This window comes from Amycolatopsis xylanica (assembly GCF_900107045.1).
Taxonomy (GTDB): Bacteria; Actinomycetota; Actinomycetes; order Mycobacteriales; family Pseudonocardiaceae; genus Amycolatopsis; species Amycolatopsis xylanica.
This window is the reverse complement of sequence record NZ_FNON01000001.1, coordinates 1,320,623-1,337,862: the sequence shown is the minus strand read 5'-3', so window position 1 is coordinate 1,337,862 and position 17,240 is coordinate 1,320,623. Positions and strand designations below refer to the sequence as shown.

General features: G+C 70.3%; 16 protein-coding genes. 9 read left to right on the top strand and 7 right to left on the bottom strand.

Annotation, left to right across the window (positions count from 1 at the left end; all coding sequences use genetic code 11):
• Positions 1 to 62: 62 nt before the first annotated feature.
• Positions 63 to 962 (top strand): manganese catalase, encoded by a 900-nt coding sequence (locus BLV57_RS05925; protein ID WP_091287492.1) that lies wholly within the window; start codon positions 63 to 65, stop codon positions 960 to 962.
• Positions 963 to 1,193: 231 nt separating this feature from the next.
• On the opposite strand, the gene BLV57_RS05920 is transcribed toward BLV57_RS05925, so the two are convergent.
• The 5 genes from BLV57_RS05920 to BLV57_RS05900 all read right to left on the bottom strand — a co-directional run bounded on the left by BLV57_RS05920 (position 1,194) and on the right by BLV57_RS05900 (position 7,153).
• A complete protein-coding gene (locus BLV57_RS05920; protein WP_091287491.1) occupies positions 1,194 to 2,642 on the bottom strand; it encodes an aminotransferase class I/II-fold pyridoxal phosphate-dependent enzyme in 1,449 nt (482 codons plus the stop codon).
• Between the two features lie 28 nt (positions 2,643 to 2,670).
• Positions 2,671 to 4,968 (bottom strand): molybdopterin oxidoreductase family protein, encoded by a 2,298-nt coding sequence (locus BLV57_RS05915; RefSeq protein ID WP_091287490.1) that lies wholly within the window; start codon positions 4,966 to 4,968, stop codon positions 2,671 to 2,673.
• A 29-nt stretch (positions 4,969 to 4,997) separates the two neighbouring features.
• Positions 4,998 to 5,321: a DUF6292 family protein gene (locus BLV57_RS05910; RefSeq protein ID WP_091287489.1), complete on the bottom strand. Its 324-nt coding sequence runs from the start codon at positions 5,319 to 5,321 to the stop codon at positions 4,998 to 5,000.
• A 99-nt stretch (positions 5,322 to 5,420) separates the two neighbouring features.
• Positions 5,421 to 5,864: a hypothetical protein gene (locus BLV57_RS05905; protein WP_091287488.1), complete on the bottom strand. Its 444-nt coding sequence runs from the start codon at positions 5,862 to 5,864 to the stop codon at positions 5,421 to 5,423.
• Positions 5,865 to 5,884: 20 nt separating this feature from the next.
• Positions 5,885 to 7,153 carry an ATP-grasp domain-containing protein gene (locus BLV57_RS05900; RefSeq protein WP_245757167.1) on the bottom strand — a complete coding sequence of 423 codons (1,269 nt, stop codon included), beginning with the start codon at positions 7,151 to 7,153 and terminating at the stop codon, positions 5,885 to 5,887.
• A gap of 139 nt (positions 7,154 to 7,292) precedes the next feature.
• Between BLV57_RS05900 and BLV57_RS05895 the strand changes: the two genes are divergently transcribed.
• The 3 genes from BLV57_RS05895 (at position 7,293) to BLV57_RS05885 (ending at position 9,125) form a co-directional block, all read left to right on the top strand.
• The gene (locus tag BLV57_RS05895; RefSeq protein WP_091287486.1) at positions 7,293 to 8,204 is read left to right on the top strand and encodes an alpha/beta hydrolase; all 912 of its coding nucleotides are present in this window, start codon (positions 7,293 to 7,295) and stop codon (positions 8,202 to 8,204) included.
• 33 nt (positions 8,205 to 8,237) lie between these two features.
• Positions 8,238 to 8,555, top strand: a complete 318-nt coding sequence (locus BLV57_RS05890; protein WP_091287485.1) for an antibiotic biosynthesis monooxygenase family protein — start codon at positions 8,238 to 8,240, stop codon at positions 8,553 to 8,555.
• 126 nt (positions 8,556 to 8,681) lie between these two features.
• On the top strand, positions 8,682 to 9,125 hold the full coding sequence (locus tag BLV57_RS05885; protein WP_091287483.1) for a hypothetical protein: 444 nt from the start codon (positions 8,682 to 8,684) through the stop codon (positions 9,123 to 9,125).
• Between the two features lie 64 nt (positions 9,126 to 9,189).
• Here the strand turns inward: BLV57_RS05885 and BLV57_RS05880 are convergent, their stop codons facing one another.
• Entirely contained in the window at positions 9,190 to 10,593 is a 1,404-nt protein-coding gene (locus tag BLV57_RS05880) for a KamA family radical SAM protein (protein WP_176968504.1), read from the bottom strand.
• Positions 10,594 to 10,725: 132 nt separating this feature from the next.
• Here BLV57_RS05880 and BLV57_RS05875 point away from each other — a divergent pair, with 132 nt between their 5' ends.
• From BLV57_RS05875 to BLV57_RS05855, 5 genes are all read left to right on the top strand, one after another.
• On the top strand, positions 10,726 to 12,303 hold the full coding sequence (locus BLV57_RS05875) for an amidohydrolase (protein WP_091287482.1): 1,578 nt from the start codon (positions 10,726 to 10,728) through the stop codon (positions 12,301 to 12,303).
• A gap of 139 nt (positions 12,304 to 12,442) precedes the next feature.
• Positions 12,443 to 13,993, top strand: a complete 1,551-nt coding sequence (gene lnt, locus BLV57_RS05870) for an apolipoprotein N-acyltransferase (RefSeq protein ID WP_091287480.1) — start codon at positions 12,443 to 12,445, stop codon at positions 13,991 to 13,993.
• A 39-nt stretch (positions 13,994 to 14,032) separates the two neighbouring features.
• Positions 14,033 to 14,803 carry a polyprenol monophosphomannose synthase gene (locus tag BLV57_RS05865; protein ID WP_091287478.1) on the top strand — a complete coding sequence of 257 codons (771 nt, stop codon included), beginning with the start codon at positions 14,033 to 14,035 and terminating at the stop codon, positions 14,801 to 14,803.
• Positions 14,803 to 15,144 carry a YciI family protein gene (locus tag BLV57_RS05860; RefSeq protein ID WP_091287477.1) on the top strand — a complete coding sequence of 114 codons (342 nt, stop codon included), beginning with the start codon at positions 14,803 to 14,805 and terminating at the stop codon, positions 15,142 to 15,144. The genes BLV57_RS05865 and BLV57_RS05860 overlap by 1 nt, the downstream gene beginning before the upstream one ends.
• On the top strand, positions 15,137 to 16,324 hold the full coding sequence (locus BLV57_RS05855; RefSeq protein ID WP_091287475.1) for an RNA polymerase sigma factor: 1,188 nt from the start codon (positions 15,137 to 15,139) through the stop codon (positions 16,322 to 16,324). Before BLV57_RS05860 ends, BLV57_RS05855 begins: the two co-directional genes overlap by 8 nt.
• Before the next feature lie 468 nt (positions 16,325 to 16,792).
• Here the strand turns inward: BLV57_RS05855 and BLV57_RS05850 are convergent, their stop codons facing one another.
• The gene (locus tag BLV57_RS05850) at positions 16,793 to 17,140 is read right to left on the bottom strand and encodes an RNA polymerase-binding protein RbpA (protein WP_091287474.1); all 348 of its coding nucleotides are present in this window, start codon (positions 17,138 to 17,140) and stop codon (positions 16,793 to 16,795) included.
• Positions 17,141 to 17,240 lie beyond the last annotated feature (100 nt).

Here is a 17,240-nt window from a genome sequence, read left to right as displayed (position 1 = left end):
TTTGCCCGCCGTTTGCCAGGGCACTCGGCGCCTTCACGCTCGAACGTCTCGAGGAGAAACCGATGTTCCGTCACACAGATCATTTGCAATTCCAGGCGAAGCCGGAAAAGCCGGACCCCGTCTACGCCCGCAAGCTGCAGGAGCTGATCGGGGGCGCCTTCGGTGAGATGACGGTGACCATGCAGTACCTGTTCCAGGGCTGGAACTGCCGGATGCCCGGCAAGTACAAGGACATGATCATGGATGTGGCGACCGAGGAGATCGGGCACGTCGAGATGATCGCCACCATGGTCGCGCGCCTGCTCGAAGGCGCGCCAGCCACCGAGTCGACCCGCGCGGCGAGCGCGGACCCGGTGATGGCCGCCGTCCTCGGCGGGATGGACCCGCAGCAGGCGATCGTCGCGGGTGGTGGCCCGGTGCTCGCCGACGCCAACGGGATGCCGTGGAACGGCCGCTACATCGTCGCCAGCGGCAACCTGCTCGCCGACTTCCGCGCCAACGTCGCCGCCGAAGCGCAGGGCCGCGTCCAGACCGCGCGGCTGTACAACATGACCGACGATCCGGGCGTGCGGGACATGCTGAGGTTCAACCTGGCCCGCGACACCTACCACCAGAACCTGTGGCTGGCCGCCATCGAGGAGCTCAAGGCCGATGGCCTGGAGGGCACGGTCGCCCCGGACGCGTTGTTCGACGAGGAGTACACCGAGCACGCCAGCCAGCTGTGGAACCTCTCCGACGGCACGAAGTCGGCCGAGGGCCGCTGGGCCGGCGGCCAGGCGCCCGACGGCGTGCACGAGATGGCGTTCCTGGCCGACCCGGCTCCCCTCGGCGGCCCCGGCGTCCCGCCGCCGCCGGACCCGCTGCTCTACGCGACCTACGACGGCAGTCTCGGCAAACCGGCCAAGCCGGAGCTGGGCACCGAAACCGGCGTGGTCGGCAAGATCAAGAAAGCGATGGAGTAGGTCGTGAGTGTTCCGGCCGGTTCTAGCGGACCGGTACCTGGCTACCTACCACGCGAGTCTCGGCGCGAGTGGAAGGTTTGCTCCGTTAGATGCAGAAATTCTTCCACTCGCTCGAGCTCGTCCACCCTGGGCACGTGACAAGCCCCGCCCGTGCACGCCAGCCAAGGCCACGTCACGGGCAGGTCGTCGAATACCGGTTCGCTCTAACCGGCCGCAACACTCACGACGCTCCTATTTGGCGACGACGCGGATCGACTTGAGTTCGGAGTCGGCGGGGTCGGGCAGTTCCATCCCGGCCCCAAGTCCGCTGCGCAGGTAGTCCAGCACCGGCTGGGTGATCACCTCGCCGGGCAGGATCCCGGGCGCGCCCGGCGGGTAGGGCGTGATCATCTCGGCGGCGATCCGGCCGGGCGCCTGGTCGATCGGGACCTGCTCGGCCGGGCCGAAGAACGCGTCACGCGGCAGCATCGCCGTGCGCAGTTCGAGGTCCGACGGCGCCGGGACATCGACCTGTGGCGGCGCGGGGAACCGGGTGCGGGTGAGCGCGGTGAGTGCCGAGAGCAGGGTGTCGGCCGTCGAGTCGTCGTCGGAGTGGTTGAACTGGGCGACGATGCGGCGGTGGTCGGACAGCCCGACGGTGACCCGCTGTTCCGAGCGCAGCCAGTCCGCCGCCTGGTAGCCGCTGATGCCGAGCTCGGCCAGGTCGACCACGACCTTGAACGGATCGACCGAATCGGCCAGCCGCAGGAATTCGTCGTGCATGACACGCAGTCCGTCGATCTCGCCGACACGCTGGCGGACGTCGCTGACGAGGCGCAGTGCCGAGCCGAGCAGTTCCTTGCCGTGCTCGGCCATCTGGCGACGCCAGCCGTCGAGCGCGGCGTACACCAGCGAGGACGGGCTGGTGGTGCCGAGCAGGTCTTCCCTGGCCTTGAGCACATCCGGGTCGACGCGGTCACCTTGGAGGTGGAACACCGAGCTCTGCTCGACCGCCGCCCCCATCTTGTGGACGCTGGTGACGCAGACGTCGGCCTCGGCGTCCATGGCCCACGGTGGCAGGTCGTCGTGGAACGGCAGGTGCGCGCCCCACGCCTCGTCGACGATGAGCGGGATGCCTCGTTCGTGGCAGGCGCGCGCGACCGCGCGGATGTCGCCGCAGGTGCCGTAGTCGGTGGGCGTCACCAGCAGCGCGCCCTTGATGTCCGAGTCGCTTTCGAACGCCTCGATGTACTCCTCGGGACCTGGCGGGTGCGTCAGGTGCAGCTCCGCGTCCCAGCGCGGCCGCACCCACACCGGGCGGACACCGCTGACGATGAGGCCCGAGATCACCGACTTGTGCGCGTGCCGGGGGACGAGCAGCTTTTCGTGCGGCCCGGCGACGGCCAGCATGGCGCTCTTCACCGACAGCGAGCTGCCGCAGGTGGAGAAGAACGTGTGCTCGGCGCCGACCGCGTCGGCCATCAGCGCCTGCGCCTCGGCGAGCACGCCGCCGCGCATGAGCCGGTCGTCGAGGCCGTTGAGCGCGATCACGTCGGAGGAGAACACGTCGGCGCCGAGGACGTTCAGCACCCGCTGGTCCACGCCGCGGCCCTGTTTGTGCCCCGGCGCGTTGAACGGCACATAGCCTCGGTCGCGGTAGTCGCGCAGCGCGTCGAGCACGGGAGCTTTGCTCTGGTCCATGCGCTGGGATAGCCGCGCGCCGGGTGGATCAAACTCCCTGATCGTGGGGTCCGGGGCGGCCACGGGCGAGTGACACCGCGGCGGTCTTGAACAGTGGCTGCTTCGACACCGGGTCCCAGGTGGTCAGCGTCAGCTCGTTGGCCGCCCGGTCGTCGTGGCGGTCGCTGTCCCAGTAGCCGTAGTGGAACGGCAGGAACAGCACGCCGTCCCGGATCGCGCTGATCTTCGCGGTGGCGCGCACGAGCCCGCGTGGCGAGCGGAGCTCGACCGGGTCGCCCTCGGTGATGCCGTGCGCCCGGGCGTCGGAGTGGGAGAGCTCGACCCACACGTCGGGCGCGGCGCTGGTGAGCGGCTCGACGCGGCCGGTCTTGGTCCGGGTGTGGAAGTGGTGCAGCGTCCGCCCGGTGATCAGCGCGAACGGGTAGTCCTCGCTCGGCTGTTCCGGCGGTGGCAGGTAACCGGCCGCCTTGAGCATCGCCTTGCCGTCCGGGTTGTACTTCGCGTAGGCCTCGGCGTCGACGGGATCGCCGCTGATCAGGTCGTGTCCGAAGTCTTCGCAGTAGGACGGGGCGGCAGGGAACCGCCCGTCGCCGTAGAGCCGTTCGGTGCCCAGCGGCCATTGGATGCCCTCGCCGCGCAGCTTGGCGTGGCTCAGGCCGGTGTAGTCGCAGGGGCGTCCCGCCGAGCAGTCCTGCCAGGCGTGGAACGCGGATTCGGTGTCGTGCCAGTGCGGGAAGGCCTTGCCGTCGTTGTCGCGGAAGTCCATCCGGCGGGCGAAGTCGAGGAAGATGTCGAGGTCCGGCCGTGCCTGGCCGGGTGGGTCGACCGCTTTGCCCGAGTAGTGCACGGTCCGGTCGGCGTTGGTGAACGCGCCGGTCTTCTCGCCCCAGGCCGCGGCGGGCAGCACCACGTCGGCGAACGCGGTCGTCTCGGTAGGGAAGATGTCCTGCACCACTAGGAAGAGCTCGTCCTTGCCGAGGATCGACCGGATCCTCGCCAGGTCCGGCATCGACACGGCGGGGTTCGTGGCCGACACCCACAGCATCCCCAGCTCGCCTTTCCCGGCGAGCGCGAAGATCTCCATGGCGTGGGTCGGCGGGCCGTCGTGCGGGATATGCGACGCGTCGACGTTCCACAGCCGAGCCAGTTCCTCGACGTGCGCGTCGTTGGCCCAGTTGCGGAAGCCGGGCAGGTCTCCATCGGCGCCGCACTCGCGGGTGTTCTGCGCGGTCGGCTGGCCGTTCATCTGGAACACCCCGCGCCCGGGCCGCCCGAGCATGCCGCGCAGCAGGTGGATGTTGTTGACCTGCACGGCGGACGCGGTCGCCTGATTGGACTGGTAGAAGCCCTGCAGCACCGTCGAGGTGAGCCGCTCGGCCCGTCCGATGATCTCGGCGGCCTCCCGGATCCGCTCGGCGGGCAGGCGGCAGATGCGCGCGACCCGTTCGGGCGTGTACGACTCGACCTGGGCGGCGAGGTCCGCGTACCCGACGGTGTGCTCGGCGACGTAGTCGTGGCCGGCCCACCCCTGCTCGATCAGCTCGTGCAGGAGGCCGTTCATCAGCGCGAGGTTCGTGCCGGGGAACGGCGCGAGGTGCACGGTGGCGTGCTCGGCGACCCGGGTCGTGCGGGGGTCGACGCAGATCAGCGCGGGCGGGTTCGGCCCGGCCAGCCGGTCGAGCATGCGTTCCCAGAGCACCGCCTGGGTCTCCGCGACGTTGTGTCCATAGAGGACGATCGTGTCGGCGTGGTCGATGTCGCCGTAGGAGCCAGGCTGGCCGTCAGAGCCGAAACTCTCCTTCAGCGCCGCGGCCGCGGTGGCGGTGCACAGCCGGGTGTTGCCGTCCAGATGCGGGGTGCCGATGGCGCCGCGGGCGATCGCCGCGAGCGTGTAGTACTCCTCCAGGAACAGCTGGCCGCTGGTGTAGAAGCCGACCGAGCCGGGCCCGCGTTCGGCGAGCAGGTGTTTCGTGCGTTCGGCGATGAGGTCCATCGCGGTGTCCCAGTCGGACTCGACCAGCCGCCCGTCACGGCGTACCAGTGGCCGGGTGAGCCGGTCCGGTGCGTTGTTGGCCTGCCAGCCGTAGCGGTCCTTCGGGTCCAGCCGTCCGTGGTTGACCCGGTCCCCGGCCCGGCCGCGCACGCCGGCGATCCGGCCGCCGGAGACGGCGAGGTCCAGCCCGTCGCCGTTGGAGTGCAGCACCGCGGCGGTGGGCACCCAGGTGTCCACTTCGGACTCGTCGACCGTGAGGAAGGAGTCCACGCGTGACGGCCAGGGCTCACCAGGGCCGTAGGGAGTGCGTGCCGTGTCGTCCGCGTGCGCCATGGGCGCGGAGTAGCCGGGCGTCCGCGCGCTCAAACGGCCAGTGGGCGTTCTGCCCGCAACTGCCGCCGAACCCACGCGGCGACGACGCCCACCTCCGGCACCGGGTCGCCGTCCAGACGGGCTACGACCCGGTCACCGTCGCCCGTTTCGGCGGCGAGGCTCCATCCCCGCGTCTCGCTCCACAACAGCGCGACGTCGTGCCCGCCGAGCCTGCCGTCGAGCGCGAGGTAGGCGTCGCACGGCCGCTCGGGCGAGACGAACCAGCTGTCCCCGACCACGCCGAGCGCTTCGGCGGTCAGCCGCACGTAGTCACGCAGCTTGCGCGTCAACGTGCCGTCGAAATCCAGGTCCATGCGTCTCACCTCGCCTTTCACGCCCGAAACGAACGCCGGCTGTTTGACGCGGGACGCGGATACCCGGCTTTCCTGAGCCGAAACCACGGGTCCCGGTGCTTAAGCCGGTGATCCGGGGGTCGCCTCGTGGCCGGGACGGCCCGCCGTCCGGCGCTGTCGTTTGAGGTCGGCCTCGTGCACGTGCGGGACGTCGTGGGTGAGCTTGCGGACTTCGGCCTCCAGCTCGCGGAAGACCGAGTGGTAGGTCTCGTCGTACTCCTCGACGATCTGGAACGTCCACCGTCCCGGCAGGACGTTGCGGCCGAGCAGCTCGTCGGTGAGGCGGCGCGCGAGGTCGGGGTGCCCGGCTTCGCGGAGTTTGCCGATGGCCTTCTCCAGCGTGAAGTCGGTGGTCCCGATGAGCCGGTGGAAGGCGAACAGGTGCCCGCGGGCGACTTCGGCCGCCTCCAGCGCTTCGGTCATCGCGCCGACGGCCTCGACGACGTCATCGTCGAGGCCGTCGCGCCAGGCGCCCCCGGTCAGGCGGGGATCGTTGGTCGTCATGGCGCGCCGGGTACCCCGATTCAGGAGAATTCGAACCGGAGCGCGTCGACGCAGGCTTCGTATTTGCGGCGTATGTCCGCTTCGGAGCTGCCCGCGACGAACATCTGCGCGAGCTCGAAGCTGTAGCTGTCCTGTTCGGGCAGGTCCGAAAGCCGTTGCCCGGCTTGGGGCATGACGATGATGCGGGTGCCGTCGATGCGCGCTTCGATCTCGGCGATCTCGTCGGCGCTGGGCACGCGGGTGACCAGGCCGTCCTCGAAGCGGCGCAGGTACCACTTGGCGGCGATCTCGTAGGGACCTTGCCGTTCGCGCCGGTCGTGCGGGGTGCGGCCGAGTCCGAGGCTGACCATGATCTCGTGGTTGGCGATCCCGTCCACGGATTCGAACAGTTCGGCGTGGGACTGGGAGTGCCGGGGGTTGATCTCGAGCAGGCACACTTGCCCGGTGTCGGGGTCGCAGAAGAATTCGATGCTGAACGTGGCGTGCTCGAACCCGATGTGGGCGATCACCCGTTTGGCCACGTCCGCCATCCGCCCGATCACGGCCTCGTCGAGCTGTGAGGGGTACTGGTGGCGCAGGAAGGACGAGCTGCCGGGGTAGTTGATGGAGTCGAGCGCGCCGTAGACGTGCACTTCGCCGTCGAGCATGTAGCCCTCGATCGCGGCCTGGACACCGTGCAGCGCGCCTTCGGCCAGGCAGGCGGCTCCGCCGACTTCGCGGATCTCGGCAGGCGGGTCGACTTGGCGCAGCACGTAGTCGAACGGCTCGCCGACGCGGTCGATCCCGTCCCGGATCTCGGCGATGGCCTCGTCGAGTTCGCGCTCGTCGGTCACTTTGAACGCGAGTTCGGACGAGAACGACTTCACCGGCTTGAGCCAGAGCGGGAAGTCGACGCCCTCGGGCCGCCGCGGGTCGTCGAGGTCGACGATGCCGAAGGCGGGAAGCTCGTCGATGACCGCGCGCTGTTCGAGTCTGCTCCAGTACTTGTGCTCGCATTTGAGCACGGCTTCGAGCGGGACACTGGGCAGGCCGCGGCGGCGGCAGAGCAGCGGGACCAGGGTGGCGGCGGGGAAGTCCCAGAAGCTCACGATCGCGTCGACCGTGCCGTCGAAGCCGTCGAGTTCCTGCTCGGCCTTCGTCAGCAGCTTCTCGAAGTCGATGTCGCCGTGCTGGAGCTCGTCCGGGGTGAGCACACCGTGGAACCGGCAGGACTCCGCCATCGGCAATCGCTCGAGCACCGCGCGGTTCCCGTCGTCGAGACCGATCACGAAAACGTTGCTGGGCGACACAGGTTCTCCTCTCCACCGGCCCCGTGGCCGGGCTCCGGACCGGTCTACCCCGCCGCGCGCGGCTGAAACGGGCCGAATGGCGGCGACGTTTGGGGTCCGTCCGGCGCGGCTACCACCGTGGTGACGGAAAGGAGCCGATGTGGTCAGCGTGCGGGCCCGGCTGGTGATGGGCATGCTCCGGGCGACCGGGCAGAAACCCTTCTACGACGACGCGCGGGCGTTGCATCACCGCCTCCGGCGCCATCAGCGCCCGTCGATGGCCCGCCCGCCGCGCCGGATCCGGCGGTCCTGCGCGATCGAGCGGCGCGAGGTGCGTGGTTTTCCTTGCTACACCCTGCGTCCCCGCTCGGGCGCAGGCGACGGGCCGCACGTGTTCCATCTCCACGGCGGCGGTTACGTCGAGCAGATCGAGAAGCATCACTGGCGCCATGGGGCCGAGCTGGTCACCCGGCTGGGCTGCACGGTGACGCTGCCCGTCTATCCGCTGACCCCGCATCACGACCACACCGCCACGCTGCCGATGGTCCAGGAGGCGTACGAGTCGCTGACCGCGGCCGAGCCGCCGCATCGGCGGGTGATCTCGGGCGACTCCGCGGGCGGCGCGCTCGCCCTGGCGATCGCCCAGCACCTGCGCGAACACGGCAGGCCTCAGCCCGAGCGGCTGCTGCTGTACTCACCGTGGCTCGACGTCACGCTGGCCGACCCGATCTCCGTGGTGCTCGACGAGCACGACCCGATGCTCGGCATCGACGGCCTGCGCGAGGCGGGCCGGATGTACGCCGAGGGAGCCGACCCGCACGACCCGCGCATCAGCCCGCTCTACGCCGATCTCGAGGGGCTGGGCCCGTTCAGTGTCTTCATCGGCACGCGCGACCTGCTGCTGCCCGACGCCCGGCGTTTCGCCGAGCGTGCCGTGGCCGCGGGGATCGACCTCGACTACCACGAATACCCCGGTATGTTCCACAACTGGCTCATGCAGCGCATCCCCGAGGGGCGTGAGGCGATGAACCACATCGAGCGCATCCTCCGCAGGCCTCCGCGCCGCCCTTGACCTCCAGTGCGGTCGAGGTTCCAGAATTCAACCATGGTTGAAAAAGAAGAAGTCACCTTCATCAATGTCATCGAGCTGCCCGCCGCCGAGGTGGACGCCTTCATCGTGCAGTGGCGGGAGCGGGCGATGCTCACGACCACCACGCCGGGCTTCCGGGACTTCCGCCTGCACCGGGCCAGGCTCTCGGACTCACGGTTCCAGCTGATCAACGTCGCGCACTGGGACAGCGCGGAGGCCTACCAGAACGCGATCGCCGACCCGGCCTTCCAGGCGGCGATGCGTGGCGTGCCGGGCTTCGTCAGCGCGAGCCCGGCGCTCTACGACGTGGTGGTGGAGCACGAAAAGGCGTGACGCCGCGAGGCTGGGCGGGTCATGGGGCCCGCCCAGGCGAGATCGACCGGTTTGCCTGGGCGGAATCTGGGCGGGCCACGCGGCAAGGTTCAGCGTCGACAGGCAGTTCTGACACGGAGGGGAACCATGATCAACTGGAAGGGCCTCGCGGCGGGGGTGGCCGCGACGGCCGCGGCGGGGACGCTGGCCGCGCCGATGGCTTCGGCGTCGGAGCAGCAGACCGTGACGTACACGCCGTCGTGCTCGGCTGGCGGGTTCACCGGCACGCTGCGGATCATCTACCGGGAGCCGGTGAAGGGCCGCGCCGACTACATCTACTCGGTCGAATACCGCATCAACAAGGGCTCGCAGCACGGCGGGAACCAGGCCGACGTGCACTGGCAGGACGGCGCCACCGCGCCGACGACCGTGCGGTACACGTATTCGGGCATCCAGGACGGCAACTGGCACACGCTCACCGGTGGCGGTTACAGCCGAGGCCGGGGTGACACGGGGATGAAATTCGTCTTCGACAAGCTCGGTCCTGGTGACCCGAGCTGCCAGCTGTCGCCGACGGCTCTGCGCAACTGAAACACGAGTGACCCGGTCCCGAGAGCCGCGGATCCGTGGCTCTCGGGACCGGATACAGCGCCGGTCAGCTACTGTGCTCGGCCCACCACTGGCGGCCGGCTTCGGGCAGCGTGGAGATCGGGTCGTAGTAGGGATAGCGCTGCTGCAGCGCCTCGGAGGGGTCGCTGATGTTTTCCCGGTCGACGCTGGTCAGGTAGTTCTTGGTCCAGTAGGAGATGCCGCGCTCGCGGTCGTATTCGGCGAGCTGGTGCACCCAGCGCTTGCCGACGTAGGGCACGTCGCACACGATGCGCGGAGTCGCGTAGCCGGGCAGGTAGCCCATGATCGCGTGCTGCAGGTCCTGCGCCTCCTGCACCGAAACGCGCCAGTGCTCGGCGTTGGGGATCATGTCGCACATATAGAAGTAGTACGGCAGGATGTTCGCCTCGCCCTGCAGCGCGAAGCACAGGTCGAGCAGCTGCGCGGGGGTCGCGTTGACGCCGCGCATGAGCACGCCCTGGTTGCGGACGTCGCGGACGCCGACGTTCAGCGCGGTCTGGGCGGCCTCGGCGACCAGCGGGGTGACCGACTGGGCGTGGTTGACGTGGGTGTGGATCGCGAGGTTGACGCCGCGGCGCTGCGCGGTTACGGCGACGCGCTCGAGGCCTTCGACGACCTTCGGCTGCAGCCAGTGCTGGGGCAGGCCGGCGAGCGCCTTGGTGGCGAGGCGGATGTCGCGGACGGTCTCGATGTCCATCAGGCGCATGAGGAACGACTCGAGCTGCGGCCACGGGACGTTGGCCACGTCGCCGCCGGAGACGACCACGTCACGCACGCCGGGGGTCTTCTTGAGGTAGTCGATCATCGCGTCCTGGCGGTCGACCGGCTTGAGCGAGAGCTTGTGCTTGTCGATCTGCTCGGTCGAGTTCCCGACGAGGTCCATCCGGGTGCAGTGGCCGCAGTACTGGGGGCAGGTCGAGATCATCTCGGCCAGCACCTTGGTGGGGTAGCGGTGGGTCAGGCCCTCGACCACCCACATCTCGGCCTCGTGCAGGGAGTCGCGCTCGGAGTGCGGGTGGTTGGGCCACACGCTGTCACGGTCGCTGCGCACGGGCATCATGTAGCGGCGGATCGGGTCGGCGTAGAACGCTTCGGTGACCTTCACCGGGTCGGAACCGGCCTGCGGCGCCATCGTGTTGAGCATCTGCGGGGGCAGCAACATCGACATGGTCGCCATCTCGCGCTGGTCGGCGAGCAGGTCGTCGTAGAAGCGCTCCTCGAGCAGGTCGCCCATGAGCGCCTTGAGCTGCTTGATGTTGCGGACGCAGTGCACCCGCTGCCACTGGGCGTCACGCCACTGGGCCTCGGTCACGTCACTCCAGCCGGGGAATCGGCGCCAGTCGGGTTCCACCAACTCGGTCCGCCGGTACTCGTACGGCTGTTCCTGAGCGTCGGCGGCTATCGCGACAGGTTCCTGGATCGCAGTCACTGTTGCTCCTAGTCGTCGGGAAAACGTAAAAATATCCTGTCATACCGTCAGCTCGGCGTAAATATTATCGTCCGAGTCGTGATCACGCAGCGCGGGACAGTGTCAGCTCGGCCGCCTGGAAGACTCTCGGGAGTGACGGAAGACAGCACCACGCTCCTGCTCGGCGGCCGCGTCTACACCCCCGGTTCCCCCGACGCCACCGCCATGGCGATCACCGGCGGCACCATCGTCTGGGTCGGCCAGGACGCGCCTGCCCGCGCGCTGCACCCCGGCGCCGAGATCGTCGACCTCGACGGCGCGTTCGTCGCGCCCGCCTTCGTCGACGCCCACGTGCACGCCACCGCGACCGGCCTGCACCACACCGGCCTCGACCTCACCACGGTCCGCGACGCCGCGGGCCTGCTGGCGGCCGTCCGCGACGCCGCCGGTCCCGGCGAGGTGCTCATCGCCCACGGCTGGGACGAGTCGCGGTGGACGAACCCCCGCCTGCCCAGCCGGGCCGAACTCGACGCCGCCGCCGGGGACGTGCCCGTCTACCTCAGCCGCGTCGACGTGCACTCGGCGCTGGTGTCGAGCGCGCTGGTCACGCCCGAAGCCCGTGCCGCCGACGGCTGGTCGCCCGACGGCCCGCTCACCCGCGAAGCCCACCACCGCGTCCGCGAGGCGATGCGCGCGGCGATCACCCCGACGCAGCGCGCCCGCGCCCAGCGCGCGTTCCTCGACACCGCCGCGTCGCGCGGCATCGTCAGCGTCCACGAATGCGCCGGGCCCGACATCTCCGGCGAGCAGGACCTGCTCGACCTCCTCGCGCTCGCCGACGGCCCCGAGGTCGTGGCCTACTGGGGCGAGCACGGCGCGATCGACACCGCGCGCCGCCTCGGCGTGCGCGGACTGGCGGGTGACCTGTTCGTCGACGGCGCCATCGGCTCCCGAACCGCGGCACTCTGCGCGCCCTATACCGACGCACCGTCGACCTCTGGCGCGCTTTACCTCGACGCCGCCGCGATCGGCGACCACCTCGCGGCCTGCACCGACGCCGGTCTGCAGGCGGGTTTCCACGTCATCGGCGACGCGGCGGTCGCCGAGGTCGTCGAAGGCTTCCGTATCGCCGAGAAGTCCGTCGGGCAGCGCGCACTGGCGTCGAGTCACCACCGTCTCGAACACCTGGAGATGGTCACCCCCGAGCAGGCCGGTGCCCTGGCGTCGTGGGGTGTCGCGGGGTCGATGCAGCCGCAGTTCGACGCCGCCTGGGGCGGCACGGACGGCATGTACGCCACCCGGCTCGGCGAGCGCGCGGCCGCGCTGAACCCGTTCGCGATGCTCGCCTCGGAGGGCGTGGTACTCGCGTTCGGCTCGGACGCCCCGGTGACCCCGCTCGACCCGTGGGCGAGCGTGCGCGCCGGCACCTATCACCGCACCCCGGGCTCCGGGCTGTCGGCGCGCGCGTCGTTCACCGCGCACACCCGAGGCGGCCACCGCGCGGCCGGGATCAACGACGGCCTGACCGGCGCGCTGGTCCCCGGCGCACCTGCCCACTACGCCGTCTGGGACGCCCCCGACCTCGTGGTCGCCACCGCCGACTCCCGCGTCCAGCGCTGGTCGACCGACCCCCGCGCCGGTGTCCCGCCCCTGCCCAAGCTCGACGACAACGCCCCGCTCCCGACCTGCCTGCGCACGGTCCGCGCCGGCCGCGTCATCTACGAGGCCTGACAGCAGGGTGGCCCGGGATAAAGCGGGCTTTACTCCACTTCGGGATAAAGCCCGCTTTATCCCGTACGTCTGGGGCGAGTCCGCCGGGCCCCGGGTGCCCGGAACGCTCACGAGTCCTTGACCGCCTAAAGTTCGGCGCGTGATCGAAGATGCCGTGGCGCCGGCCAAGCGGCGCCGGTTCTCCCGTGCCTGGGCGGTCCGCTTCGCCGCGGCCGCGGCCTCGGGGTTCGTGCTCTACCTCAGCTACGCGCCGCGTCCGCTGTGGTGGCTCGCGCCGCTCGCCTTCACCGGGCTCGCGCTCGTCGTCAAGGCCAGGCGGTTCCGCGGTGGCTTCGGGTACGGCTTCCTCTTCGGCTTCGCCTTCTACCTGCCGCTGCTGACGTGGCTGCTCGACTTCCTCGGCCCCGACTTCGGCCCGTGGCCGTGGATCGGCCTGTCCGCCGCGCTCGCCTGCTACAGCGGACTAGCCGGCGGCCTGATCACCGTCGTGTCGAAACTGCCGGGCGGCCCGTTCTGGTCCGCGCTCGTCTTCATCGCGACCGAAACCCCGCGCACCTGGTTCCCGTTCGGCGGCTTCCCCTGGGGACGCGTCGCGTTCAGCCAGCCCGAGGGCGCGTTCACGCCGTTGGCCTCGATCGGCGGCGCGCCGCTGGTCGGCCTCGCCGTCGTGCTCACCGGCTTCGGGCTGGCCAAGGCGCTCGAAGACCGCCGCTCGCTCGCGTTCGTCATCGTGCCGCTGACCGCGGGCATGGCGCTGTGGCCCACGATCGGCACCGACGCCCAGGACGGCGAGCTGACCGTCGCGACCGTGCAGGGCAACGCGCCCGACATCGGCCTCGCGCTCGAAGGCCGCCGCGACGAGCTGCGCGACAACCACCTCGCCGAGACCCGGCGCCTGCTCGCCGACATCCGCGCGGGCAAGGCGCCCAAGCCCGACCTGCTGGTCTGGCCGGAGACCGCGACCTACCTCAAGCAGAACGACCTCGTGCTCGACCAGCTCATCGGCGAGTTCGGCGCACCGGCGATCATCGGGACGCTCGACCGCACCGGCCCGGACGGCTCGCAGAACTCGGCGATCGTGTGGGATCCGCGCACCGGGCCCGGGCAGCGCTACGCCAAGGTGCACCTGGTCCCGTTCGGCGAGTACGTCCCCTCCCGTGAGGTCGCCCGCCTGGTGACCCCGTTCGTGGACAACATGGCCGACGTCAAACCCGGCGACGGCTCCAACAGCGCGCTCAGTGTCGCGGGCACCAAGGTCGGCGTGTTCATCTGCTACGAGACCGCGTTCGACGGCCCCGGCCGCGCCAGTGTCGCCGGTGGCGCCGAAGTGCTGCTCGTGCCGACCAACAACGCCTGGTACGGGCCGGGGGAGATGAGCTACCAGCAGCTGGCGATGTCGCGGCTGCGCGCGGTCGAACACGGCCGCGCCGCGGTGGTCTCGGCCACCAGCGGGGTCAGCGCGATCGTCAGGCCGGACGGGACAATCGCCAGGTCAACCGACCTTTTCACGGCCGCCTCGCTGGTCGAGCGAGTGCCGCTGCGGCGGCAGACTACGCTGTCGGATCAATTGGGTGCGTTGACGGAGTACGGACTCGTGGGCCTGGCAGTGGCAGGGGTGCTCGCCGGGTGCGTGCTCCGTAGTCCATTGTGGACGCGGCGCACGCGGCGCGACGGCGCCGGAACCGACTAGATCCGCGGCGGGCGACCCGCCGAGGGAAGGAAAGAACTGATGGCGCAGGCGCCGCGGGGGGCCCAGGGAATCGATCCGGTGCTGGTGGTGATCCCGACCTACAACGAGCGGGAGAACATCGGCCCGATCTTGCGCCGGCTGCTCGAAGCCTTACCGAAGGTGCACGCGCTCGTCGTCGACGACGGCAGTCCCGACGGCACCGGTGACCTCGCCGACGAGTTCGCCAAGAACGACGAGCGGGTGCACGTGCTGCACCGCACGGAGAAGGCGGGCCTGGGCGCCGCCTACGTCGCCGGGTTCCGCTGGGGACTGGCCCGTGACTACCAGACGATCGTCGAGATGGATGCCGACGGCTCGCACGCGCCGGAGGACCTTCCGCGCCTGCTCGACGCGCTCGGCGACACCGACCTGGTGATCGGCTCGCGCTACGTCACCGGCGGCACCACGGTCAACTGGCCGCTCTCGCGGCAGCTCATCTCGCGTGGCGGCAACCTGTACTCGCGCCTGGCGCTGGGTGTGTGGCGGATCAACGACATCACCGCCGGGTTCCGGGCGTACCGCCGCGAGGTGCTCGAGAAGCTCGCGCTCGACGAGATCGCCTCGCACGGCTACTGCTTCCAGATCGACCTCGCCTACCGCACCCTGCTCGCCGGGTTCGAGGTGGTCGAGGTGCCGATCACCTTCACCGAGCGCGAGATCGGCCAGTCGAAGATGAGCGGCTCGATCGTGCGCGAGGCGATGCTCCGCGTCGGCGCGTGGGGCGTCAAGCGCCGCTACGCCCAGCTGAAGTCGCTGTTCAAGCGGAACTGATGCCGCGGTACCTGCTCGCGATCCACCAGCCGGACGGTCCGCCGCCCGAGGATCTCGGTGAGGTCATGCGGGAACTCGAGGCGCTCAACGACGAGATGAAGGCGGCGGGCGCGTGGGTGTTCGCCGCTGGGCTGCAGCCGCCGTCGGCGAGCACCGTGGTCAAGGCCGCAGGCGGTGAGGTGCTGGCGACCGACGGCCCGTACACCGAGGCCAAGGAGTTCATCGGCGGCTTCACCGTGATCGAGGCCGCCGATCTCGACGCGGCGCTGGACTGGGCGCGCAAGCTCGCCGCCGTGCTCGCCCCGCTGCCGATCGAAGTGCGGCCGTTCGCCGGTGCGTGAGATCGAGCGGGTGTTCCGCGAGGAACACGGCCGCGCGATCGCGGTGCTCGTGCGTGTCTTCGGTGACCTCGACATCGCCGAGGACGCCGTCGCCGAGGCGTTCGCCGTCGCGGCCGCCCGCTGGCCCGCTGACGGCCTGCCGCCGAGTCCGGCCGGGTGGATCATCACCACGGCCCGCAACCGCGCCATCGACCGTCTCCGGCGCGAATCCTCCCGCGAGGACCGGCACGCCGAAGCGGCACTGCTGCACGCCCGCGAGGAACCGGGGGAGCGGGAGCCCGTCGGTGACGACCGGCTCCGCCTGATCTTCACCTGCTGTCATCCGGCGCTGGCGATGCCGGTGCGCGTCGCGCTGACGCTCCGGCTGCTCGGCGGGCTCACCACGGCCGAGATCGCGCGCGCGTTCCTGGTGCCGGAGCCGACGATGGCCCAGCGCCTCGTGCGCGCCAAGACGAAGATCCGCGACGCGGGCATCCCGTACCGGGTGCCGCCCGAGGCCGAACTGCCGGAACGGCTGCGCGCGGTGCTGGCCGTGCTCTACCTGATCTTCAACGAGGGCTACACGGCCAGCTCGGGCCCGGCGCTGATCCGCGAAGACCTCTGCGCCGAAGCGATCCGGCTCACCAGGCTGCTCGCCGAGCTGATGCCGGGCGAACCCGAGATCGACGGCTTGCTGGCGCTGATGCTGCTCATCTCCTCCCGCGCGCCCGCCCGCACCGCCGCCGACGGCTCACCGGTGCTGCTGGCCGACCAGGACACGACGCTGTGGGACCGCGAGCTGATCGCGGAGGGCCAGTCACTCGTGCGTGGCTGCCTCGCGCGTGGCGAGCCGGGGCCGTATCAGATCCAGGCGGCGATCAACGCCGTGCACAGCGACCCGCCGACCGACTGGCGCCAGATCGTCGCGCTCTACGACCAGCTGCTGGCGTTCACCCCGACGCCGGTGGTGGCGCTCAACCGCGCGATCGCGGTCGCCGAGGTCGACGGCCCGGCCGCGGCGCTCGCCTTGGTCGACGGGCTGGACTTGCCGAAGTACCACCTGCTGCACGCCGTGCGCGCTGATCTGCTGCGCCGCCTGGACCGGGTGCCCGAGGCGGCCGAGGCCTACGACCGGGCGATCGACCTCGCCGGGAACGCCGCAGAGCGCGACCTGCTTCGCCACGCCCGGGAAGGGCTCTAGCGCGCCGAGCGGGCCCGAAACTGTCGGTGCTCCGTGGGACGCTCGTGGCGCGTCGGCCGGTACCGGGGTATCCAGCACTGCAGGGAACCGGGGCTCCCTGGCTTTGCGTGGGGGCGGCCCTGGCACATGACCAGGGACCTAACCAGCGGGCCAGGCACTGTTGAGGGCGAGCAGTCACCCGGCAGCACCGGCCGGCGCGCGAGTTTCGGTGGGGAACAAGGGCGGCCCTTGTAACGCTAGAGGTGACAAGGGCCACCCTTGTCACGTCGGGCGCGCAGCCAACCCTGGACATAGAAAGAAGCACCCTCGCGGGGGGAGGTCGCGAGGGTGCTTCGGCTTGGTGGCGGGAGGTCCGTCAGCTACGACAGTCGAGATCCAGGCGGTTCCTGGCGGTGCCGCGGGATCTCCCTCGTACCGGGTTGTACTCGGGAGATTCCGCGGTGTCGCCAGGGGCCGCCTGGGCTCGACTTAGGCCGAGCGGGTCGTCCGGCGACCCTTGAGCTCGGCGAGACGTTCGTTGAGCAGGTCTTCGAGCTCCGGGATGGAACGACGCTCGAGCAGCATGTCCCAGTGGGTCCTCGGGGGCTTGACCTTCTTCTGCTCCGGCTGTCCGCCGTCGACGATCTCAGACTCGCTGCCGTGCAAGCGGCACTCCCAGACGGCCGGGATCTCGGCGTCGTCGGAGAACGGCACCTCGAACTCGTGGTTCTTGGGGCATGCGTAGCGCACGGTGCGCCGCGGCGCGAGGTCGTGATTGCGGTCGGTCTCGTAGCTGACCGCTCCCAGCCGGCTTCCACGGAGTACACGGTCGGCCATGATGGGTCCTTTCAGTCGGCTCCGGGTGGAGCCTGGGCGGTGCTCACCCTATGCAACGAACGAGCGGTTCCGGAGATTCCCGGAGCAGCATGTCATTGCT